Annotated in this window: 25 protein-coding genes; 9 read left to right on the plus strand and 16 right to left on the minus strand. The window is 51.2% G+C overall.

Annotated elements, in window-relative coordinates; all coding sequences use genetic code 11:
- Positions 1-3: 3 nt before the first annotated feature.
- The 3 genes from gloA to nemR form a co-directional block, all read right to left on the minus strand.
- A complete protein-coding gene (gene gloA, locus HGD79_RS02820) occupies positions 4-411 on the minus strand; it encodes a lactoylglutathione lyase (protein ID WP_001237796.1) in 408 nt (135 codons plus the stop codon).
- 80 nt (positions 412-491) lie between these two features.
- On the minus strand, positions 492-1,589 hold the full coding sequence (gene nemA / locus HGD79_RS02825; protein WP_000093589.1) for an N-ethylmaleimide reductase: 1,098 nt from the start codon (positions 1,587-1,589) through the stop codon (positions 492-494).
- Positions 1,590-1,625: 36 nt separating this feature from the next.
- Positions 1,626-2,225 (minus strand): DNA-binding transcriptional regulator NemR, encoded by a 600-nt coding sequence (nemR, locus tag HGD79_RS02830; protein WP_021532937.1) that lies wholly within the window; start codon positions 2,223-2,225, stop codon positions 1,626-1,628.
- 102 nt (positions 2,226-2,327) lie between these two features.
- Between nemR and HGD79_RS02835 the strand changes: the two genes are divergently transcribed.
- The 3 genes from HGD79_RS02835 to sodC all read left to right on the plus strand — a co-directional run bounded on the left by HGD79_RS02835 (position 2,328) and on the right by sodC (position 4,114).
- Positions 2,328-2,567, plus strand: coding sequence for a DUF1289 domain-containing protein (locus tag HGD79_RS02835; protein ID WP_001542911.1), 240 nt, complete (start codon positions 2,328-2,330; stop codon positions 2,565-2,567).
- A 48-nt stretch (positions 2,568-2,615) separates the two neighbouring features.
- Positions 2,616-3,512, plus strand: coding sequence for an aldo/keto reductase family oxidoreductase (locus tag HGD79_RS02840; RefSeq protein WP_000250656.1), 897 nt, complete (start codon positions 2,616-2,618; stop codon positions 3,510-3,512).
- Positions 3,513-3,592: 80 nt separating this feature from the next.
- Positions 3,593-4,114 (plus strand): superoxide dismutase [Cu-Zn] SodC, encoded by a 522-nt coding sequence (gene sodC, locus HGD79_RS02845; RefSeq protein ID WP_001296937.1) that lies wholly within the window; start codon positions 3,593-3,595, stop codon positions 4,112-4,114.
- Here the strand turns inward: sodC and HGD79_RS02850 are convergent, their stop codons facing one another.
- Genes HGD79_RS02850 through HGD79_RS02860 form a run of 3 tightly spaced genes read right to left on the minus strand, consistent with a single transcriptional unit; the run spans position 4,115 to position 7,223 of the window.
- Positions 4,115-6,127, minus strand: coding sequence for an FUSC family protein (locus tag HGD79_RS02850; protein WP_000994289.1), 2,013 nt, complete (start codon positions 6,125-6,127; stop codon positions 4,115-4,117). It lies immediately after the preceding gene.
- Positions 6,127-6,984: an HlyD family secretion protein gene (locus HGD79_RS02855; protein WP_001296942.1), complete on the minus strand. Its 858-nt coding sequence runs from the start codon at positions 6,982-6,984 to the stop codon at positions 6,127-6,129. Before HGD79_RS02855 ends, HGD79_RS02850 begins: the two co-directional genes overlap by 1 nt.
- A 2-nt stretch (positions 6,985-6,986) precedes the next feature.
- Positions 6,987-7,223, minus strand: coding sequence for a DUF1656 domain-containing protein (locus tag HGD79_RS02860; protein WP_000670998.1), 237 nt, complete (start codon positions 7,221-7,223; stop codon positions 6,987-6,989).
- A gap of 200 nt (positions 7,224-7,423) precedes the next feature.
- Here HGD79_RS02860 and slyA point away from each other — a divergent pair, with 200 nt between their 5' ends.
- On the plus strand, positions 7,424-7,858 hold the full coding sequence (slyA, locus tag HGD79_RS02865; protein WP_001296943.1) for a transcriptional regulator SlyA: 435 nt from the start codon (positions 7,424-7,426) through the stop codon (positions 7,856-7,858).
- 46 nt (positions 7,859-7,904) lie between these two features.
- Here slyA and slyB read toward each other — a convergent pair whose 3' ends face one another.
- A complete protein-coding gene (gene slyB, locus HGD79_RS02870; RefSeq protein WP_000597196.1) occupies positions 7,905-8,372 on the minus strand; it encodes an outer membrane lipoprotein SlyB in 468 nt (155 codons plus the stop codon).
- Between the two features lie 273 nt (positions 8,373-8,645).
- Here slyB and anmK point away from each other — a divergent pair, with 273 nt between their 5' ends.
- From anmK to pdxY, 5 genes are all read left to right on the plus strand, one after another.
- Complete coding sequence (anmK, locus tag HGD79_RS02875; protein ID WP_000835094.1) at positions 8,646-9,755, plus strand: anhydro-N-acetylmuramic acid kinase; 1,110 nt, start codon at positions 8,646-8,648, stop codon at positions 9,753-9,755.
- A gap of 97 nt (positions 9,756-9,852) precedes the next feature.
- Positions 9,853-10,182, plus strand: coding sequence for a C-type lysozyme inhibitor (mliC, locus tag HGD79_RS02880; RefSeq protein ID WP_000061968.1), 330 nt, complete (start codon positions 9,853-9,855; stop codon positions 10,180-10,182).
- Between the two features lie 58 nt (positions 10,183-10,240).
- Complete coding sequence (pdxH, locus tag HGD79_RS02885) at positions 10,241-10,897, plus strand: pyridoxamine 5'-phosphate oxidase (RefSeq protein ID WP_001282311.1); 657 nt, start codon at positions 10,241-10,243, stop codon at positions 10,895-10,897.
- A 128-nt stretch (positions 10,898-11,025) separates the two neighbouring features.
- On the plus strand, positions 11,026-12,300 hold the full coding sequence (gene tyrS / locus HGD79_RS02890) for a tyrosine--tRNA ligase (RefSeq protein WP_001295400.1): 1,275 nt from the start codon (positions 11,026-11,028) through the stop codon (positions 12,298-12,300).
- A 58-nt stretch (positions 12,301-12,358) separates the two neighbouring features.
- On the plus strand, positions 12,359-13,222 hold the full coding sequence (gene pdxY, locus HGD79_RS02895; RefSeq protein WP_001307229.1) for a pyridoxal kinase: 864 nt from the start codon (positions 12,359-12,361) through the stop codon (positions 13,220-13,222).
- A 43-nt stretch (positions 13,223-13,265) separates the two neighbouring features.
- Here pdxY and gstA read toward each other — a convergent pair whose 3' ends face one another.
- The 9 genes from gstA to rsxA form a co-directional block, all read right to left on the minus strand.
- On the minus strand, positions 13,266-13,871 hold the full coding sequence (gstA, locus tag HGD79_RS02900; protein ID WP_000765749.1) for a glutathione transferase GstA: 606 nt from the start codon (positions 13,869-13,871) through the stop codon (positions 13,266-13,268).
- Positions 13,872-13,976: 105 nt separating this feature from the next.
- Positions 13,977-15,479, minus strand: a complete 1,503-nt coding sequence (gene dtpA, locus HGD79_RS02905; protein ID WP_000100931.1) for a dipeptide/tripeptide permease DtpA — start codon at positions 15,477-15,479, stop codon at positions 13,977-13,979.
- A 610-nt stretch (positions 15,480-16,089) separates the two neighbouring features.
- Positions 16,090-16,725, minus strand: a complete 636-nt coding sequence (nth, locus tag HGD79_RS02910) for an endonuclease III (RefSeq protein ID WP_001030348.1) — start codon at positions 16,723-16,725, stop codon at positions 16,090-16,092.
- A complete protein-coding gene (gene rsxE, locus HGD79_RS02915) occupies positions 16,725-17,420 on the minus strand; it encodes an electron transport complex subunit RsxE (RefSeq protein ID WP_001289657.1) in 696 nt (231 codons plus the stop codon). Before rsxE ends, nth begins: the two co-directional genes overlap by 1 nt.
- Positions 17,421-17,423: 3 nt before the next feature.
- The gene (gene rsxG, locus HGD79_RS02920) at positions 17,424-18,044 is read right to left on the minus strand and encodes an electron transport complex subunit RsxG (RefSeq protein ID WP_000920805.1); all 621 of its coding nucleotides are present in this window, start codon (positions 18,042-18,044) and stop codon (positions 17,424-17,426) included.
- A 3-nt stretch (positions 18,045-18,047) separates the two neighbouring features.
- Complete coding sequence (rsxD, locus tag HGD79_RS02925; protein ID WP_000231922.1) at positions 18,048-19,106, minus strand: electron transport complex subunit RsxD; 1,059 nt, start codon at positions 19,104-19,106, stop codon at positions 18,048-18,050.
- Positions 19,107-21,233, minus strand: a complete 2,127-nt coding sequence (gene rsxC / locus HGD79_RS02930; RefSeq protein WP_000915756.1) for an electron transport complex subunit RsxC — start codon at positions 21,231-21,233, stop codon at positions 19,107-19,109.
- The gene (gene rsxB, locus HGD79_RS02935; protein WP_000991809.1) at positions 21,226-21,804 is read right to left on the minus strand and encodes an electron transport complex subunit RsxB; all 579 of its coding nucleotides are present in this window, start codon (positions 21,802-21,804) and stop codon (positions 21,226-21,228) included. The genes rsxC and rsxB overlap by 8 nt, the downstream gene beginning before the upstream one ends.
- Positions 21,804-22,385 (minus strand): electron transport complex subunit RsxA, encoded by a 582-nt coding sequence (gene rsxA, locus HGD79_RS02940; protein ID WP_000133193.1) that lies wholly within the window; start codon positions 22,383-22,385, stop codon positions 21,804-21,806. The genes rsxB and rsxA overlap by 1 nt, the downstream gene beginning before the upstream one ends.
- Positions 22,386-22,408 lie beyond the last annotated feature (23 nt).

Here is a 22,408-nt window from a genome sequence, read left to right on the forward strand (position 1 = left end):
AGATTAGTTGCCCAGACCGCGACCGGCGTCTTTCTCTTCGATTAACTCAATTTTGTAACCGTCCGGATCTTCCACAAACGCGATAACCGTAGTACCGCCTTTTACCGGACCCGCTTCACGGGTCACGTTACCCCCGTTTTGACGGATTTTTTCGCACGCTTCAGCGGCGTTATCTACGCTAAGCGCGATGTGACCATAAGCAGTGCCGAGTTCGTATTTATCCACGCCCCAGTTGTAGGTCAGTTCAATCACCGCTTCTTCGGTTTCCGGGCCGTAGCCAACAAACGCCAGTGAGTATTTGTATTCCGGGTTTTCGCTGGTACGCAGCAGTTTCATGCCCAGCACTTTGGTATAAAAATCGATGGAGCGTTGCAGATCGCCAACGCGCAGCATGGTATGAAGAAGACGCATCTTTTTATCCTCAAAATGGCTAACAGATTCAAAATGTTGTTTTAGTATAGCGGCGGCTTTACGCCGCTCGCAATGTTGGATTACAACGTCGGGTAATCGGTATAGCCTTCCGCGCCGCCACCGTAGAAACTTTCGGCACGCTGTGGGTTAAGCTCAGCTTTGCGCTGCAAGCGGGCGACCAGATCCGGGTTCGCAATCCAGTCACGACCAAATGCCACCGCATCAATTAACCCTTTGCCGATCAGCGTTTCAGCTTTTTCTACTGTGTATGCACCTGCGCCGATAATCGGACCGTGGAAACGGGCGCGTACTTTTTCGCGGAACGCATCAGTATACGGTTCACCCCCCGCCCAATCTGGTTCTGACATATGCAGATAAGCAATGCCGCGTTTACCCAGTTGTTCAATCAGATACAGTGCATCGGCTTCTTCATTCGGGCCGTTATCCGTGTTCTGGAAAGTACCGATTGGCGAAACGCGAATGCCAATGCGATCGGCACCCCATTCTTCAATCCCGGCATCGACCACTTCCAGTACCAGACGTGCGCGATTTTCCACGCTGCCGCCGTACTGATCGGTACGATGGTTTGAAGAAGGAGAAAGGAACTGATGCAGCAAATAACCGTGAGCAGAGTGGAGCTCTACCAGATCAAAACCGGCTTCACGCGCGTTAGCAATGGCCTGACGGAAATCATTGACGATACCTGGAATCTCTTCCAGTTCAAGCGCACGCGGCATGGATGTTTCAACACGGATCGCCTGACCATTTTCATCGCGCAGAGAAGTACGTGTTCCCGCGCTAAGTGCTGAAGGCGCTACCGGTGCCTGACCGCCAGGTTGCAGGCTGGCGTGAGAAATGCGTCCGGTGTGCCACAGCTGCACGGCCATATGACCATTTTCAGCATGAACGCCAGCGGTGATTTTTTTCCATGCGGCAATTTGCTCCGGACTATGGATGCCAGGCGCACCTGCATATCCTTTTGCCTGGGCAGAAATTTGCGTGGCTTCACTAATAATCAAACCGGCACTGGCACGTTGGCGATAGTATTCCGCCATCAACGGGGTAGGAATGTCACCCGGTTCAATACTGCGCAGACGCGTCAGCGGTGCCATAAAAATACGGTTTGCCGCCGTGATCGCGCCCACTTTCAGTGGGGAATACAGTTTTTCAGATGACATAAAGGCTCCTGGTCGTCTGGTGATAAAAAATGCCTGCTAAACGGCAGGCGTCGCAATAATGTTTTTTACATGGGCCAGCGCGTTTTCCAGTGGCTCGAAACTGCGCGAAATTTTGGCCTGCAGATTCGCGCCAAGCCACAGTGCGTAAAGCACTTGTGCCTGTTGTAGCGGTTCGCCACAAAAGGTTAAACAATGGTTCTCACGGCCATTTTCCAGCGCCTGAGAGAGCAGGGCGATCACGCCGCGAGCACCTTTATCCATCGCGCTGCGCATATCTTCTGACAGATCGCACACTTCGGCAGAGAGTTTTACTGTCAGGCAACCACTGATGGTTCCATGTTGGCAAAACTGGTTCAGGGTTTGCTGGTAATAAGCCAGTATGCGGTCGCGGTAGTTACCTTCGCCGGATTGCAGCAACTCAGTCAGTCGCTGGTGATATGCGGCGTAATGACGCTCAAGCATGGCAACGCCAAACGCTTCTTTAGAGCGAAAGTAGTGATAGAAGGACCCTTTCGGCACTTCAGCGGTTTTTAGTAATTCGCTTAGCCCCAACCCGGTGAATCCACGTTGCAGGCAAAGTTGCTCGCCCGTCGCCAGGAGATGTTCGCGAGTATCATGTTCGGTGTGTTTGTTCATGCGTTGGAGTGTAGTAGACCAGTCGGTCTAGTGCAAGCAAAGTTGCTACTTTGGACATTAACAGCTTCAATAATGGTAATAATCTTATCTGAGGAGGGCGAAGTGGCGGAGCAATTAGAGTTCTTTCCCGTCCAGAGCCCGTGCCGGGGAATTTGCCAGTCTGACGAACGCGGGTTTTGTCGCGGCTGTTTTCGTAGTCGTGATGAGCGTTTTAACTGGAATAAAATGAGCGATGGCGAAAAACAAGAGGTGCTGCGCCTTTGTCGGCAGCGATTAATGCGCAAATTACGCGCAAATAAGCCAGCGTCATCAGACGAACCGAAGCAACCATCACTCTTTTGAACCTAATCTTGCGTATACTCCTCTCATATCTGATAAGAGGAAGCGATTATGGTTCAGCGTATTACTATTGCGCCGCAAGGCCCGGAGTTTTCCCGTTTTGTGATGGGCTACTGGCGATTGATGGACTGGAATATGTCCGCCCGCCAGCTGGTCAGTTTTATTGAAGAGCATCTGGATCTCGGCGTGACCACCGTGGACCATGCTGATATTTATGGTGGCTATCAGTGCGAAGCGGCGTTTGGCGAGGCACTGAAACTGGCACCTCACCTGCGTGAACGGATGGAAATCGTCAGTAAATGCGGTATCGCGACGACCGCGCGTGAAGAAAACGTCATTGGTCATTACATCACTGACCGCGATCACATCATTAAGAGCGCCGAACAGTCGCTAATTAATCTCGCGACCGATCATCTGGATCTGCTGTTAATCCACCGACCAGACCCGTTAATGGATGCCGATGAAGTGGCGGACGCGTTCAAACATCTGCATCAGAGCGGCAAAGTGCGTCATTTTGGCGTATCGAACTTTACGCCTGCGCAATTTGCCCTGTTGCAATCACGTCTGCCGTTTACCCTTGCCACTAATCAGGTGGAAATATCCCCGGTGCATCAGCCGTTACTGCTGGATGGCACGCTCGACCAACTACAACAACTGCGTGTTCGTCCGATGGCGTGGTCCTGCCTTGGTGGTGGTCGTCTGTTTAATGATGATTATTTCCAGCCGCTGCGTGATGAACTGGCTGTGGTGGCAGAGGAGTTAAACGCGGGCTCGATTGAACAGGTGGTTTACGCCTGGGTATTACGTTTACCATCGCAGCCGCTGCCAATTATCGGTTCAGGTAAAATTGAGCGCGTACGGGCAGCTGTCGAAGCAGAAACACTGAAAATGACCCGTCAACAATGGTTTCGTATCCGTAAAGCGGCACTGGGGTACGACGTACCGTAAGCACTTTTAGGAATAGCCGCCGTTCAAAAATGTGTCACTGGTTTACACTTATTCAGGAATGCACAATGAACGGAGGTCCTATGAAACGTTTTAGTCTGGCTATTCTGGCGCTGGTTGTTGCAACCGGCGCACAAGCTGCCAGTGAAAAAGTCGAGATGAACCTCGTCACGTCGCAAGGGGTAGGGCAGTCAATTGGTAGCGTCACCATTACTGAAACCGATAAAGGTCTGGAGTTTTCGCCCGATCTGAAAGCATTACCCCCCGGTGAACATGGCTTCCATATTCATGCCAAAGGAAGCTGCCAGCCAGCCACCAAAGATGGCAAAGCCAGCGCCGCGGAATCCGCAGGCGGGCATCTTGATCCACAAAATACCGGTAAACATGAAGGGCCAGAAGGTGCCGGGCATTTAGGCGATCTGCCTGCACTGGTCGTCAATAATGACGGCAAAGCTACCGATGCCGTCATCGCGCCTCGTCTGAAATCACTGGATGAAATCAAAGACAAAGCGCTGATGGTCCACGTTGGCGGCGATAATATGTCCGATCAACCTAAACCGCTGGGCGGTGGCGGTGAACGCTATGCCTGTGGTGTAATTAAGTAATTACGAGGCCAGCGTACCTTGCGGTGGTGCTTGCTCAAGTTGCGAAAGCGAGCAGTACAGCCGCCAGACAATTGCCGCCAGCTCACGGGCGGCAGGTTGATGATGACGGGCAAGGCTGTTGCAAATCCGCTGTAATTCTTCAAGTGTGGCCGCCAGTGATTTTTGCTGAACGCCACGCTCACTCATCACTCCCCGCAACAGTGAAATACAGTTATCCCGTACTCGCGATAACGGATCGGAACGCGATTCCCAGTCGCGCAATTGCCAGACAACATGAGAACAGTTCAGCAGCACTACACCCCAGCGTAATAACCAACGGCGAGCCAGCGCATCCTGGCTGTTACTCAACTGACTGACGTGATGATAAGTGAGCGATTCAAATTCGCTTTCACTCAGTGTTGGATGGCGGCTTAGCTGATCGACAAAATCCCGGCGCAGCGCGCGAATATGGCGGCGGCTTTTACGAGCATCCGATCCTGGACGCAGAATGGCGAACGCTAGCCAAGCCAGCGCAACGCCAACGATTTTTGCCAGATTATCGTTAAGAAAATCAGCAAAATCATACACCGGGGGATTAGTGACAGCGATAAACGAACCCATAAAAACAATCAGTTGCCCCCACAGTGCGGCAAATTTGGGCATCTGCAATTTAAGAAGCTGCATTGTCGCCAGCAGTGGAAAGAGAAACAGTAAAAATTGCCACAGATCGCTAATCTGGACCATCAGGCCAAATTTGACCACAAAGCTGAATAGCGAAAGTAACACCAGCGTGCGCATCAGCAGTGACAACGACTTAAACGGTGCTGCGACGGCGGAGTAGAGTACGCAGCTAATTGCTGCCAGCGTTAATGCATTGGCACCGGCATCCCATTGCGATGCAATACTCCATGCGCCAATCATCATCAACGTACAAAATGTACGCAGCCCGCTCCACATAGCTTCGGTGTTGTCGGTATGACGAGCCAGAGCGGATGTCCGTGCGAGTCTGGCATGATCATCTACACCGCTTTGCAGACGATGTAATTCCTGACTACTTTGCAGATAAAGGCGGCAAAAATAACGTAGTCGCTGCCAGAAGGCGACGTGCCGGTAGTCGGCGACGTTGGTCGGGCGTAGCGGGGCGATAATACGTGCGACGGTGTAAGCATCTGTTTGCGAACTGGCGAGCGCCGTCAGCAATTGTTCGAGAATTTCTCGCGTGGCACCTGGCGGTGAGGGCCAGTTGAGCAACATACGTCGCAGGCTGGAGATGACACTGGTCATACGTAATTGCTGGTGGAGTAGCGCATTAAGGCGCGCGTTTTGCTGGCGAAAACGATAGTGGCTCCAGAAAGCCTGGATACGCAGCAAATTCATGGTCAGTATCTGCCCAATCACCCCCTCATGTGCTGCACGAATGGCATCGTTTGTTTCAGGCTGCCAGAGTAAACTGGCATGTTCCAGTAATCGGGCGTGCATGTTTTTCAATGCGGTTAAAAGGGCTGTAGCATCGGAACTGCTAGGCAGGATCATCATCATCATGCCGCCGCACAAAATACCGACTATCACCTCGCAAACGCGCGCCTGAGCGATATCCCACAGCTGGCTGGCCTCAGTAATATTAACCATCGGAAAGGCGATGATGGCAGCCGTGTAGCCCGCCAGTTGAAATGCATACGCGACGTTATTCGTGAAGTGCGCACAGGCCCAGGTACAAAAGCCAAGCCACGCCGACATGCTCAATAGAAAAAACCACGGCTCATTGAGCGTATGCCCGGCAAGAAGCAGTGCCGCAATGGCTCCCAGTAAACTGCCAGCGATGCGTCCGAGGCTTTTGCTGATGACACCGCCAACGGTGGGAAAGCTAACCACTGCAGCCGAGGTCATCGCCCAATAGGGTTCATCCAGATTCAAATAATAGGCAACCGTCAGCGCCAGACACATGGCAATGGTATTGCGTAACGCATAACGCCATTGCGCCAGCGTGGCCTTGAACCAGGGCAAATTGCGCAAGGACCATGACGATGCGTTCATTATTGACCTACGGCAATGCTACAGGTGGTGCCCGACACCAGCGTGACATCGCCTGGAACTTTATCCAGCGCAAAGCGGACGGGAACGCGTTGGGCGAGACGAACCCAGGGGACGTTAGGTTTCACATCCGGAATAAGGCTTGAGTCACTTTCAACGCTTTGATCATAAATCGCCCGACCGATACTGGAAACGTGACCCCGTAACGTTTTGTTATCACTATAGAGGGTAATTTGTGCTGGTGCACCTTCGCGGATATGGCGCAACTTGGTTTCTTCAAAATAACCAATGACGTAAAACGAGTGGCTGTCGACAAGGGCAAACAGCGGTTTCCCGGTGTCAGCGTAATCGCCGATGCGGGTAGTGAGGTTAGTCACCCAACCACTCACCGGGGCGCGAATTTCCGTTTGCGCCAGTTGCCATTGTGTCTGTTTCAGCGTGGCCTGTGCGGCATTAACACTGGCCTGCATCGCTTTAACATTGAGGTTAGCGGTATCGAGTTCTTCGGCAGAAATAAAATTTTGTGAGAGATGACGACGACGATTCGCTTCGTTATTGGCTTTTGCGAGGTCAGATTGCGCTTTCGCCAGCTGAGCCTGTGCGTTCAGCTCGGCGATCTGAAAGGGCGTTTTATCGATCGTGAGCAGAAGATCCCCCGCGTTAACCAGTTGGTTGTCTTTTATATTCAGCTCAACAATACGTCCCGACACCTGTGGGGTGATAGAAACCTTTTCTGCGCGTATTTTCCCGTCGCGTGTCCACGGAGATTGCATGTAATAATTCCACAGCCACCATCCGGCAAGAACCGCAACTATCGCTACAATGATTGTTGAGAAATACTTAATTGTTTTAATTGACATAGTTACCACGCAATCAGTATTGCCAGAGCAAGGCAAACGCAAATCGCAAACAGCGATAAATCCATTAACAAGGGATGCCAGATGTCACCGGCGTAGATCCAGCCACGAAGCAGGCGGTGTACGACAAGCCAGATGACGAATCCAAACGCGAAGGCTTTGAAAAACGGAGGAAAATAGACGGACGCACCGAACACCAGATCTTGTAAGGGCAATCCTGTTGCATTGAGCATAAACTTCACAAAGTAGATTCCTTTACGACCGAATATATTGCGTTAGATTAATAAATATTCTTTAAGTGCGAAAAATTTACGCGCAATTTCTGAAAAATATGTCTGACGGTAACCAAATGCAGCAATACATTTGTTTTAGCAATACAATTGCTGCACACTATTCTAAAAGCCGCATAATATCTTAGCAAGCTAATTATAAGGAGATGAAATTGGAATCGCCACTAGGTTCTGATCTGGCACGGTTGGTGCGCATATGGCGTGCTCTGATAGACCATCGCCTGAAACCGCTGGAGTTAACACAAACCCATTGGGTTACGTTACACAATATTCATCAGTTACCTCCAGACCAGTCGCAAATTCAACTGGCAAAAGCGATTGGCATCGAGCAGCCATCACTGGTCCGTACTCTGGACCAACTGGAAGAAAAAGGGTTAATTTCGCGTCAAACTTGTGCCAGCGATCGTCGGGCTAAACGTATTAAACTGACGGAAAAGGCAGAGCCACTGATCAGCGAAATGGAAGCTGTTATTAACAAAACCCGCGCGGAAATATTACATGGCATCTCCGCAGAGGAACTGGAGCAACTGATTACGCTCATCGCAAAACTTGAGCATAATATCATTGAGTTACAGGCCAAAGGGTGAAATGAAGGGGGCGTGTGGTCAGTAACCTGACCACACGCAAACTTATTTAGCGCGGAGAAACGGTCACCTGACTGCCATTGCTGGCCAGTACGACACGTTGGCCCGGAGAGAAACGAGTGTTGCCTTGTTTCTGTACCACCATGATGGTATTACCATCGTCTTTACGAATTTCCAGCTCGACACCCTGCGTTTTGTTCATTGCACTCTGTACGCCCTGACCAGCTACGCCACCTGCAACAGCGCCTGCTGCAGTAGCCAGAGAACGCCCGGTTCCGCCACCAACAGTATTCCCCAGGAAACCACCAAGAACAGCACCGCCAATTGCACCGATAACGTTGGAATCATCACCGCCCTGAATCTGTACCGGACGTACGTTAACGATGGTGCCATAGCTGACATTCTGTACTTGTTTCGCTTCAGAAGCGGTATAAACATCCCCTGACAGGGTGTCGTTATTAACACAACCGACAAGAGACAGACCTACCATTGAAACAACCAATACGCGTTTAATCATTGAAAAATCTCCTGTTCACCATGAAACGCCACGCAAGCATCCCTCATGGTCAAAGTATATGGCATATGTGAATCCATGGTTACATGTTCTACCAAATATGAGCAAATCATAATGAAAGTAGGATCAACCAATTATAAACAAAACATTCATGATGATTATTGATTTGAAGATAATGTTTTACTACCAACGGTAAAAATCGGTCATTCCGCATGGTATTCACGAAAAGTTTATGTTTGAGTGGTGCGCAAACGTCAGATTGAAAAAGGATGAACTATGAAATCGGGCCGCTTTATTGGCGTTATGTCAGGCACCAGCCTTGATGGTGTTGATGTTGTGTTGGCGACAATAGATGAACACCGGGTCGCACAGCTGGCAAGCTTGAGCTGGCCGATCCCGGTGTCTCTGAAACAGGCTGTACTGGATATTTGCCAGGGCCAGCAGCTTACACTTTCGCAGTTTGGACAGCTTGATACTCAACTCGGGCGACTTTTTGCTGATGCGGTCAATGCCTTGCTTAAGGAACAAAACCTGCAGGCGAGAGATATAGTTGCGATCGGCTGTCACGGTCAAACCGTCTGGCATGAACCGACGGGCGTGGCACCACACACTTTACAGATTGGCGATAACAATCAAATTGTGGCACGCACCGGAATTACGGTTGTCGGTGATTTTCGCCGTCGCGATATTGCCTTGGGAGGACAAGGCGCACCGCTGGTACCTGCGTTCCATCATGCCTTGCTGGCTCACTCAACCGAGCGACGAATGGTGCTCAATATTGGCGGCATCGCCAATCTGTCACTGCTCATTCCTGGGCAGCCGGTTGGCGGCTACGATACCGGTCCTGGTAACATGCTGATGGATGCCTGGATCTGGCGTCAGGCCGGTAAACCTTACGATAAAGATGCCGAGTGGGCACGGGCGGGTAAAGTTATTCTCCCACTGCTGCAAAATATGCTCAGCGACCCATATTTCTCGCAACCTGCACCGAAAAGCACCGGACGCGAATACTTTAACTACGGCTGGCTGGAGCGCCATTTACGCCATTTTCCGGGTGTTGATCCCCGTGATGTTCAGGCCACACTGGCAGAACTCACCGCCGTGACCATTTCTGAACAAGTTTTGTTGAGCGGTGGCTGCGAACGATTGATGGTATGTGGTGGAGGTAGTCGTAATCCGCTACTCATGGCGCGTCTGGCGGCATTACTGCCAGGCACAGAAGTCACCACCACCGATGCCGTTGGCATTAGTGGCGATGACATGGAAGCATTGGCTTTCGCCTGGCTTGCCTGGCGGACGCTGGCGGGATTACCAGGAAATCTGCCTTCCGTCACTGGCGCAAGCCAGGAGACGGTACTGGGGGCTATTTTCCCTGCTAACCCGTGATATCAGAGTTAACTGAATTTTTCTTACCGCGTCTGCCGTTACACTTGGAACATTAGGGAGGGCGTATTGCCCTCCAGACCAGGAAAGTCTTCGGGAAATGTCTATGAAAAAACTGTTACTGATCTGTTTGCCGGTGCTTCTCACCGGCTGTAGCGCGTTCAATCAACTGGTTGAGCACATGCAAACCGCTACGCTGGAATACCAGTGTGATGAAAAACCGTTGACGGTCAAACTGAATAATCCGCGCCAGGAAGTCAGTTTTGTTTACGATAATCAACTACTGCATCTCAAACAGGGCATTTCAGCGTCTGGTGCACGTTACACTGACGGAATCTATGTTTTCTGGTCGAAAGGCGATGAAGCGACTGTCTATAAACGCGACCGCATCGTCTTGAATAACTGTCAGTTACAAAATCCACAGCGTTGAGATTTTTCCAGGGGCGGCGCACAATAGCGTCACCCACTGACAATCCGTAAAGAAAACCATGTCTGATAACGACGAATTGCAGCAAATCGCGCATCTGCGCCGTGAATACACCAAAGGCGGGTTACGCCGTCGCGATCTTCCCGCCGATCCATTAACCCTTTTTGAACGTTGGCTCTCTCAGGCGTGTGAAGCCAAACTGGCAGACCCTACCGCGATGGTGGTCGCTACCGTGGATGAACATGCTCAGCCTTATCAACGCATCGTTTTACTCAAACATTACGACGAAAAAGGCATGGTGTTTTACACCAACCTCGGTAGCCGTAAAGCACATCAAATTGAAAATAATCCGCGCGTTAGCCTGCTGTTCCCGTGGCATACCCTTGAACGCCAGGTGATGGTGATCGGTAAAGCAGAACGACTTTCGACTCTCGAAGTGATGAAATATTTTCATAGCCGCCCGCGTGATAGCCAGATTGGTGCATGGGTTTCGAAGCAGTCCAGTCGCATTTCTGCCCGCGGTATCCTTGAAAGTAAATTCCTGGAGCTGAAGCAGAAGTTTCAACAGGGCGAAGTGCCATTGCCGAGCTTTTGGGGCGGTTTTCGCATCAGCCTTGAACAGATTGAGTTCTGGCAGGGCGGTGAGCATCGCCTGCATGACCGCTTTTTGTACCAGCGAGAAAATGATGCGTGGAAGATTGATCGTCTTGCACCCTGAAAAGATGCAAAAATCTTGCTTTAATCGCTGGTACTCCTGATTCTGGCACTTTATTCTATGTCTCTTTCGCATCTGGCGAAAAGTCGTGTACCGGCAAAGGTGCAGTCGTTATATACATGGAGATTTTGATGGCAAGCAGTAACTTGATTAAACAATTGCAAGAGCGGGGGCTGGTAGCCCAGGTGACGGACGAGGAAGCGTTAGCAGAGCGACTGGCGCAAGGCCCGATCGCGCTCTATTGCGGCTTCGATCCTACCGCTGACAGCTTGCATTTGGGGCATCTTGTTCCATTGTTATGCCTGAAACGCTTCCAGCAGGCGGGCCACAAGCCGGTTGCGCTGGTAGGCGGCGCGACGGGTCTGATTGGCGACCCGAGCTTCAAAGCTGCCGAGCGTAAGCTGAACACCGAAGAAACTGTTCAGGAGTGGGTGGACAAAATCCGTAAGCAGGTTGCCCCGTTCCTCGATTTCGACTGTGGAGAAAACTCTGCTATCGCGGCGAACAACTATGACTGGTTCGGCAATATGAATGTGCTGACCTTCCTGCGCGATATTGGCAAACACTTCTCCGTTAACCAGATGATCAACAAAGAAGCGGTTAAGCAGCGTCTCAACCGTGAAGATCAGGGGATTTCGTTCACTGAGTTTTCCTACAACCTGTTGCAGGGTTATGACTTCGCCTGTCTGAACAAACAGTACGGTGTGGTGCTGCAAATTGGTGGTTCTGACCAGTGGGGTAACATCACTTCTGGTATCGACCTGACCCGTCGTCTGCATCAGAATCAGGTGTTTGGCCTGACCGTTCCGCTGATCACTAAAGCAGATGGCACCAAATTTGGTAAAACTGAAGGCGGCGCAGTCTGGTTGGATCCGAAGAAAACCAGCCCGTACAAATTCTACCAGTTCTGGATCAACACTGCGGATGCCGACGTTTACCGCTTCCTGAAGTTCTTCACCTTTATGAGCATTGAAGAGATCAACGCCCTGGAAGAAGAAGATAAAAACAGCGGTAAAGCACCGCGCGCCCAGTATGTACTGGCGGAGCAGGTGACTCGTCTGGTTCACGGTGAAGAAGGTTTACAGGCGGCAAAACGTATTACCGAATGCCTGTTCAGCGGTTCTTTGAGTGCGCTGAGTGAAGCGGACTTCGAACAGCTGGCGCAGGACGGCGTACCGATGGTTGAGATGGAAAAGGGCGCAGACCTGATGCAGGCGCTGGTCGATTCTGAACTGCAACCTTCCCGTGGTCAGGCGCGTAAAACTATCGCCTCCAATGCCATCACCATTAACGGTGAAAAACAGTCCGATCCTGAATACTTCTTTAAAGAAGAAGATCGTCTGTTTGGTCGTTTTACCTTACTGCGTCGCGGCAAAAAGAATTACTGTCTGATTTGCTGGAAATAATGCATTAAGTGGAAAGGGGGAGTGAGAAATCACTCCCCCTGGTTTTTATACAGGGAACATGATGAAAAATATTCTCGCTATCCAGTCTCACGTTGTTTATGGTCATGCGGGTAACAGTGCGGCAGAGTTTCCTATGCGCCGCCTGGGCGCGAACGTCTGGCCGCTGAACACCGTTCAATTTTCTAATCACACCCAATACGGCAAATGGACTGGCTGCGTGATGCCGCCCAGCCATTTAACCGAAATTGTGCAAGGCATTGCCGCCATTGATAAATTACACACCTGTGATGCCGTGTTAAGTGGCTATCTGGGATCGGCGGAGCAGGGTGAACATATCCTCGGTATCGTCCGTCAGGTGAAAGCCGCGAATCCGCAGGCGAAATATTTTTGCGATCCGGTAATGGGTCATCCGGAAAAAGGCTGTATCGTTGCACCGGGTGTCGCAGAGTTTCATGTGCGGCACGGTTTGCCTGCCAGCGATATCATTGCGCCGAATCTGGTTGAGCTGGAAATACTCTGTGAGCATGCGGTAAATAACGTCGAAGAAGCGGTTCTGGCAGCGCGCGAACTCATTGCGCAAGGGCCACAAATTGTGTTGGTTAAACACCTGGCGCGAGCTGGCTACAGCCGTGACCGTTTTGAAATGCTGCTGGTCACCGCCGATGAAGCCTGGCATATCAGCCGTCCGCTGGTGGATTTTGGTATGCGCCAGCCGGTAGGTGTTGGTGATGTGACGAGCGGTTTACTGCTGGTGAAACTGCTTCAGGGGGCAACGCTGCAGGAGGCGCTGGAACATGTGACCGCTGCAGTCTACGAAATCATGGTGACCACCAAAGCAATGCAGGAATATGAGCTGCAAGTGGTGGCTGCTCAGGATCGTATTGCCAAACCAGAACATTACTTCAGCGCAACAAAGCTCTGAAATATCTCATTTCGGCCCACAACGACCTGTGGGCCGATGGATATTACTTTAAGCCTTCCGCTGACAGCGCGTCTTGTACTTCCGGACGTTCAGCCATACGTTGCATAAATGCTGCAATGTGCTCTAACCCTTCCAGATTCAGTTTCACCGCGTATGCCCAGCGCAGAACCGTAAACAGATAGGCATCAGCAATTGTAAATCTTTGCCCGCAGATCCAGTGCTCATCCTTCAGTGCCTCGTTCACATATTGCAGCTTCTTCTCCAGCTGCGCGCGAACTGTCGGTTTGTACTCTTCCGGTGTATCAGGGCGAAATAGAGGTGTGAAACCTTTATGCAGCTCGGTGGCGATGTAATTCAGCCATTCGATGGTTTTATAGCGGGAAATACTGTTTACCGGTGCCAGCAACTGGCGGTCGGGGACGCTGTCGGCAAGATACTGCATAATCGCTACGCCTTCCGTCAGCAAAGTACCGTCATCCAGCAGCAATGCAGGCACCTGCCCCTTAGGGTTAACGGCAAAGTAATCGTCACCGTTTTCGAGACGTTTTTTCATTAAATCCACACTGACGAGGGTAAAATCCTTTCCGCTCTCACGCAGGGTGATATGGGAAGCGAGAGAGCAGGCACCCGGTTTGTAGAACAATTTCATCGGTAACTCCTTTTGTCTGTGGTTTAAAGTATGGTAGTGCGTTGCTGAACAAAAAAAAAGCCGCTAACGAAAAGTTAGCGGCTTGTAAAAGAGTTTCCCTGAATTTTACGCTACAGCAGCTTTCGCCGCTTTGTCTGCAGCGTCATCCTGCGTCATACGGTGCAGTTTAGGCGCGGTCAGCAGCATCAGTACTGCAATAATGGCAGTAGCGACACCAATCTGCAAGAATACGCGACCATAAACTTCCAGTGACATCAGCGGGTCGGTAACGTTATCCGGCACAGCCATCATACCCGCAACATAACCACCAATCAGGTTTGCACCGGCAGTGGTCAGGAACCAGCTACCCATAATGAAGCCCATCAGACGCTGCGGAACGAGTTGTGCAACCATTGCCAGACCCAGACCAGAGATCATCAGTTCCCCGATGCTCTGCAGGCCATAGCTTGCGACCAGCCAGCTTACAGACACGATACCAGCGTCAGACGCGAATTTCGCACCCAGCGGCAGAATCAGGAACGCACCAGAACACATCACCATGCCGATTGCAAACTTGGTTGGCATCGGCAGGGTATCGCCCATCTTGTTATAGATAGCGGCCAGAATCGGACTACCGATGATGATCCAGAACGGGTTCAGTGCCTGATACTGCTCAGGTTCTACGGCCAGACCCAGAATGGAGTGCTCAACGTTACGAATCGCAAAGAAGTTCAGTGACGTTGGCATCTGGCTGTACAGCACGAAGAAGATAATGGCTTCGAGCATCAGGATGAAGGCAACGATCATTTTACGACGCGCAGCACCTTTCATCGCGAAGGCTTCTTTACCGAAGATAACCACGATACCGAAGGCAACAACGCCCAGCGCCATACGCGCAACTTCCTGATTGTGCAGCAGCCAGGTGGCGATAGCGATCAGTGCCACAACACCAATAATGGTCAGCAGCAGGTTACGGTAGTTGATAGGCTCGAAGTCTGGTTTTGAACCGTACTGTTTAACCCAGCGTTGGCAGAAGGCGAAGTTAACGATAGTGATCAGCAGGCCTACAACGCTCAACGCAAACGCAACACTCCAGCCGTATTTCGCGGCCAGCCACGGCGTAGCAATCATAGAGAAGAAAGAGCCGATGTTGACGGACATGTAGTACATGGTGAATGCACCGTCCAGACGCGGGTCGTTTTTCTCATAGCATGTAGAAAGCAGAGAAGACGGGTTAGCTTTAAACAGGCCGTTACCGACCGCAATAGCCGCCATACCCATATAAACGATACCGGCGTCGTGACCAGACCAGGCAACCAGAGCATAACCAATCGCCAGCACAATAGCGCCGAGCATAATTACGCGTTTAGTACCCAGTACCTTGTCACCTAACCAGCCGCCGATAGCGACCAGACCATAAACCAGGGCACTAAAGGAAGAGAAAAGGGTGATTGAATCCGCTTCAGACATACCCAGTTGTTTAACCAGGTAAACAGCCATAATTCCTTGTAGGCCGTAATAACCAAAACGTTCCCATAACTCAATCGAGAAGATGAGATAGAACGCCTTCGGTTGTTTGAAAGCGTTCAAACTGACGCTTTCAGTTGGTTTTTGGTTTGCAGTGGACACTTTTACCTCTTTTTTTACATCCCATATTAACGGGGGTGCTTTCTCGCGTTATGTCTAAAAAACATACGCGCAATTGTTATAGTGGGAGGGGAAACGGCAGGTAATGTTCACTATCTTGCACTTTCAGACAAGTCCTTTGTAATAATCTGTTACATATAACTGAGGCGGGGAATTCAACCATTCCGGGAAATGTTATCCAGCGTTAAATTTTTCAAAAAACGTAACGGCAGATTTTTTCACTGCACTGAGAGGGGGGTGATGGCTTAACGGCGATATGTTCTGCTATTTAGCGTTTTTACTAGTGAGATAGTCCAGTTTCTGAAAAATAGCCAGTGTAATGTTTTGTAGGTCAATATTTGTTGCGTGTGTAAATTTAAATGATTTTAACCTGATTCTTGCAATGTTTTTACATTGCGACAGCATCGTGATCTTGATCACGAATGAATAGAAAATTTCGCTATTAAAAAAACAATTAACCTGCATTTTTGGTTATCCGCAAACGGATTACCTGATGATAACGCTAAGCAATGGCATCATTCACGTTAAAAAGATGTTTTAAAAGAGGATAAAGAAAGGTTATCAATGGGGTAATCGGTGTTACCCCTTTTCTTCAGATGTCAACTTTCTCTTTGTATTCACAAAGATCTTCAATAATACAAGAGCCACAGCGGGGCTTGCGGGCAATGCAGGTATAACGCCCGTGCAGGATCAACCAATGGTGGCAGTCGACTTTAAACTCTGCCGGAACCACTTTCAGTAGCTTTTCTTCTACCTGTTCGACGTTTTTCCCCGGCGCAAATTGAGTACGATTACAAACGCGGAAAATGTGCGTGTCGACAGCAATAGTCGGCCAGCCGAATGCAGTGTTTAATACGACGTTGGCTGTTTTACGACCTACGCCGGGCAGGGCTTCAAGCGCAGCACGATCTTCCGGAACCTCGCCATTATACTGCTCCAGTAAGATACGGCAGGTTTTGATGATATTTTCTGCTTTGCTGTTATAAAGCCCAATCGTTTTGATATAGGTTTTAACCCCTTCAACGCCCAGTTCAAGCATCGCTGCAGGCGTATTCGCCACCGGGTAAAGTTTCGCCGTCGCCTTATTAACACTGACATCGGTCGCCTGAGCGGAAAGCAGTACGGCAATCAGCAATTCAAAAGGCGAACTGAAATTAAGCTCGGTGGTGGGATGAGGATTGTTCTCACGCAGGCGAGTGAGGATCTCCAGGCGTTTTGCTTTGTTCATCAGACATTCCCTGTTTCACCGTTTGGCAATGCACGTTCGGCAGCTGCTTCAGTACGGCGCTTTTTCATTCTTTCATCAATCAGGTATTTTCCTGCCAGCATCAGTCCCAGGCCAATAAATGCACCTGGAGGCAGCATCGCCAGCAGGAAAGGGGAGTCGGTGTGGAAAATTTCCACGCGTAATACTTTTGCCCAGCTACCTAACAGCGCATCTGCACCGTCAAACAATGTGCCATTGCCGATAATTTCGCGTAGTGAACCCAGCACGAACATGGCGCAGGTTGCGCCCATACCAATTGAAAAGCCGTCCAGTGCCGAAAGCGCCGGACCTTTTTTGGCGGCGAAGGCTTCAGCGCGGCCCACAACGATACAGTTAGTGACAATCAGCGGAATAAAAATCCCTAATGATTGATACAGGCCAAAGGCGTAGGCGTTGATCAGCATCTGTACAGCGCTGACCACCGAGGCGATGATCATCACGTAAATGGGAATGCGGATCTCGGCTGGCGTCCAGTGACGCAGCGTCGAAATGGTCAGGTTGGTCAGCGTCAGTACCAGCGTAGTCGCAAGTCCTAAACCCAGAGCGTTAGTGGCAGTGGACGTGACCGCCAACAGAGGACAAAGGCCGAGCAGCTGGACCAGCGCAGAGTTGTTTTTCCACAACCCCTGAACAATAACGTCTTTAATTTCGCTCACGCTTTATTCTCCACAGGCAGGAAGTTGAGAAAGTTGTGCCGGTAACGTCTGAGCGTACAATCCGGCGCGTTTTACCGCATTAACCACCGCGCGGGGAGTAATCGTCGCGCCGGTGAACTGGTCGAAATCACCACCATCTTTCTTCACCGCCCAGTGCGCATCATCTGCACCACTGATTTTTTTACCCGCAAAATGGGTGATCCAGTCAGAAAGGCGCAGTTCGATTTTATCGCCAAGCCCTGGCGTTTCGTGGTGCTCTGTCACGCGCGTGCCAAGTACCGTGCCGTTAAAATCGGCTCCCACCAGCAGCTGAATCGCACCGGAATAGCCATCTGGCGCGGTTGCTTCCAGAACGGCGGCTACCGGTTTGTCATCCTGTTTGGCGATGTAAACCCGATGCTCACCTTTACCTAACTCTTGCGCAGTTACCAGATAGCAACTCTGTGCCAGCGCATTGTTATAGCGTTCGGCTGGCAGCACCTGATCAAATAACGCCTTTTGTTGCAGACTGGCCTGTTCAGCAATCGTCGTTTTGGTCATCTGGTTGATGGCCGCAGTTAACCCTGTTGAACCCGCTGCAAATAGCGCCAACGTAATGCCGTGTTTTCGGATAGTTTTCAGCATGGTTTACCCTTTGCGATGGCCGTAGACGCGCGGACGCGTGTAGTAATCGATCAGAGGAACCGTGATGTTCGCCAGCAGGACGGCAAAAGCCACGCCGTCAGGATAGCCGCCGAAACTGCGGATCAACCAGACTAATAAGCCCGCCAGCGCGCCGAAAATAAGACGACCACGATTGGTCGTAGAAGCGGTAACCGGGTCAGTCAAAATAAAGAATGCGCCGAGCATGGTCGCACCAGACAGCAGATGAATTTGCGGTGCTGCCAGTGTTTCTGGTGAGAACAACCAGCCCAACGTTGCGCATAACGCCAGCGTTACTAAGAAGCTGAGGGGAATATGCCAGCGAATCGCTTTCTGCCATAGCAACCACAGGCCGCCAGCCAGCCAGGCGAGATTTACCCATTGCCAACCAGCGCCCGCCAGAATACCGCTGTAGATCGGATATTGCATAATCTGTTCAACCGAATGACCGGCACGGACAGAGGTTTTAAATGTATCCAGCGGTGTCGCCTGACTAATGCCATCAATACCTAAGCGTAGTGTGTTCATATCACCACCACTGGCGGTATGTCCGCTGAAAATAACCTGTATGGCGTCGATAAAACCAGGGATGTTGACCGCAATTTCATGTGGCGGTAACCAGCTGGTCATCTGCACCGGGAAGGAGATCAGTAAGACCACATAACCAATCATTGCCGGATTAAACGGGTTTTGCCCCAGACCGCCATACAACTGTTTAGCGATGATCACCGCAAACACCGTACCCAGCACGACCATCCACCATGGCGCGAGGGGGGGAATACTTACCGCCAGCAATAAGCCTGTCAGCAATGCTGAGTTATCTTTCAACGTTGCGGCTACCGACTGCTTGCGTAGTTTGAGTACGAGAGCTTCGGCTAACAGAGCACTAACCGATGCCAACAGGATCTGAACGAGAGTACCCCAACCAAAAAACCACAGTTGCGCTGCGATTCCTGGCACGGCTGCGAGCAACACCAACAGCATAATGCGCGATGTCTGGCGCTGGTTATGGGTATAAGGGGAGCTAGCTATTCTGAATACCATTTAGTCCTCGTTTACAACCTTCTGCTGGGCGGCTTTTTTGGCCTGAGCGCGGGCAATAGCCGCGGCAACTGCCGCTTTGCGCGGATCAACCTGTTCTTCTGGTTCTGCGTTAGTCTGTTGCTGTTCCAGCTTGCGCGCTTTGGCACGGGCAATAGCGGCTTCGACGGCGGCTTTGCGCGGATCAACCTGTTCTTCTGGTTCCGCATTAGCCTGTTGCTGTTCCAGTTTGCGCGCTTTGGCTCGGGCAATAGCGGCTTCGACGGCGGCTTTGCGCGGATCGACCTGTTCTTCTGGTTCCGCATTAGCCTGTTGCTGTTCCAGCTTGCGCGCTTTGGCACGGGCAATAGCGGCTTCGACGGCGGCTTTGCGCGGATCGACCTGTTCTTCTGGTTCCGCATTAGCCTGTTGCTGTTCCAGCTTGCGCGCTTTGGCGCGGGCGATAGCTGCTTCAACGGCAGTTTTACGTGGATCAGCAACGGTTGCTGCGTCGTTAGTTTGCTGCAGTTCTGCCTGTTTCGCTCTGGCTTGCGCTTTACGGGCTTCCCGTGCTGCAATAATTGCACTGTTATCCGGGCGTTCGCCCGCTTTAATCACAATAGGCTGTGTAGCCTGGGCCTGTTTCTCTTTCACCCGCGCCAGAGCGGCAGCAATCGCATCTTTATCTTTGGCTGCAGGTTGAACGGCTGCGCTCTTATGTCGTTCAAGGCGAGCCGCTTTTTCGCGCTCCAGACGAGCCTGGCGCGCTTCGAAACGCGCTTTGGCTTCTGCGGCGCGCTTTTCTTCCTGACGAATAGCCGCAATTTCAGCTTTTTCCTGACGGAAATATTGCACCAGGGGAATATTGCTCGGGCAAACCCACGCGCAAGCCCCACATTCAATGCAATCAGCAATGTTATGCGTGGTAGCTTTATCGTGTTGCTGACCTTTGCTGAACCAGTACAACTGTTGCGGCAAAAGATCCGCAGGGCAGGCGTCAGCACAGGCGCTACACCGGATGCAGCTTTGTTCTTCCTGTGGTTCGCCAAGTTCATTGGCAGAGGGAGCCAACAGACAGTTGGTAATCTTTACGACCGGGACATCCAGCCATGGCAAGGTAAAGCCCATTAGCGGGCCACCCATAATCACCATTTGATCGGCAGAGGGGCAGAATCCGGCATCATTCAATAAATGACGCACTGGCGTCCCCAGCCGTGCCCAGACGTTGCCCGGGCGAGCGATTGCTTCGCCAGTCAGGGTTACAACACGCTCGGTAATCGGCTCGCCATCAATAACGGCACGTTTCACTGCATAAGCAGTGCCGACGTTTTGCATTAATACGCCGATATCGGATGAACGCCCGCCATGTGGAACCTGCTTCCCGGTCAGAATGTAGGTTAATTGTTTAGCACCGCCAGAAGGATATTTGGTTGGAATCACCCGCAGAGAAATATCGTTAGAGTCCGCCAGCACCGCGCGCAGCATGGAAATCGCCTGCGGTTTGTTATCTTCAATGCCGATAAGAATTTCGCGTGGCTGCAGAATATGCGCAAGAATGCGAATACCCTCTACGACCTGAGCCGCGCAATCCTGCATCAAACGGTCATCGGCGGTAATGTACGGCTCGCACTCAGCCGCGTTGATAATCAACGTTTCAATCTTATCTCCGCCACCCTGCAATTTAACGCCTGTCGGGAATCCTGCACCGCCCAGCCCGGCAACACCAAACTGATGTATGCGCTCGATTAACTCTTCGCGACTGCGAGTGCGATAATCGGCCCAGCCGTCGCGCGGGATCCAGCAGTCTTCACCATCGGCATCAATAATCACGCTTAATTCAGCTAAAGCTGAAGGATGAGCCGTAGAGTGGGGCGCAATAGCCGTAACGGTACCCGAGGTGGGCGCGTGAACAGGCAGCATTTTGCCGCGACCACGGGTAAGCGGCTGGCCGCGCAACACTTTATCGCCGACGCTAACGCACAACTCACCTTCAGCGCCAATATGCTGTTTCAGTGGAATAACAAAACGCTGCGCCAGTGGTACCTGGCGCAGGGGTGTACCGTTGGACTGGGTTTTCATCTCCGGTGGATGGATGCCGCCGTTGAAATCCCAGATTTTATTTTTTCTGAATGCAGAGAATAACTTAAGCATGGTGTTCCACGGGAATGATACGCACGGGAATGGTGTTCAGATCCCATTTCCAGGAGTCAGGTGTTTCTGCGACCGGTTGCAACGAGATGCAGTGCGTCGGGCACGGATCAACACATAAATTGCAGCCCGTACAGAGATCACTCATTACCGTATGCATGGCACGGGTAGCGCCAACGATGGCGTCTACCGGACAAGCCTGAATACATTTAGTGCAGCCAATACAGTTATTTTCATCAATAACCGCCACCATCCGCGCAGGCGTTAGCTCTTGCGCTTCGCCATCCAGCGGCTGCGGCTCGACATTAAGCAACTCGGCAATTTTTAGCATCACAGCTTCGCCACCTGGGGCGCAACGGTTGATTTTTTCACCGTTACAGCTGATGGCTTCCGCGTAGGGGCGACAGCCGGGATAACCGCACTGACCACACTGGCTCTGCGGTAAGATTTCGTCAATTTTCTCAACGACCGGATCGTCTTCCACCGCAAAACGGCGGGAGGCATAACCCAGAATGGCGCCAAACGCCAGGCCCAGCAGGCTCACGGCGGCAACGGCAATCCAGATAGCATTCATTACAACTTCACCAAACCACTAAAGCCCATAAAGGCCAGAGACATAAGACCTGCGGTAATTAACGCAATGGCATTACCGCGAAAAGGTGCCGGGACATCAGCCACAGCAAGGCGTTCGCGGATGGCGGCGAAGAGCACCATCACCAGCGAGAAACCGACAGCGGCGGAAAAACCGTACAGCGCCGACTGCAAGAAATTGTGCCCGAGATTGATATTCAGCAACGCCACGCCGAGCACTGCACAGTTGGTGGTGATAAGCGGCAAAAAAATCCCCAGCAGACGGTAAAGCACCGGGCTGGTTTTGCGCACCACCATCTCGGTGAACTGCACGACCACAGCAATCACCAGAATAAATGCCAGGGTGCGCAGGTAAATCAGATTAAGTGGGATCAAAATCCACGTATCGATAAGCCAGGCGCAAATAGACGCCAGCGTCATCACAAACGTTGTTGCCAGCCCCATGCCCATCGCGGTTTCCAGTTTTTTGGAAACCCCCATAAACGGACAGAGACCGAGAAACTTGACCAGTACAAAGTTATTGACCAGTACAGTTCCGACAAACAGTAACAGGTAGTCAGTCATTTTTCGGCCTGAAATAAAAAAGC

Origin of the sequence: Escherichia sp. SCLE84 (assembly GCF_012584495.1) — a bacterium.
Classification (GTDB): domain Bacteria; phylum Pseudomonadota; class Gammaproteobacteria; order Enterobacterales; family Enterobacteriaceae; genus ECMA0423.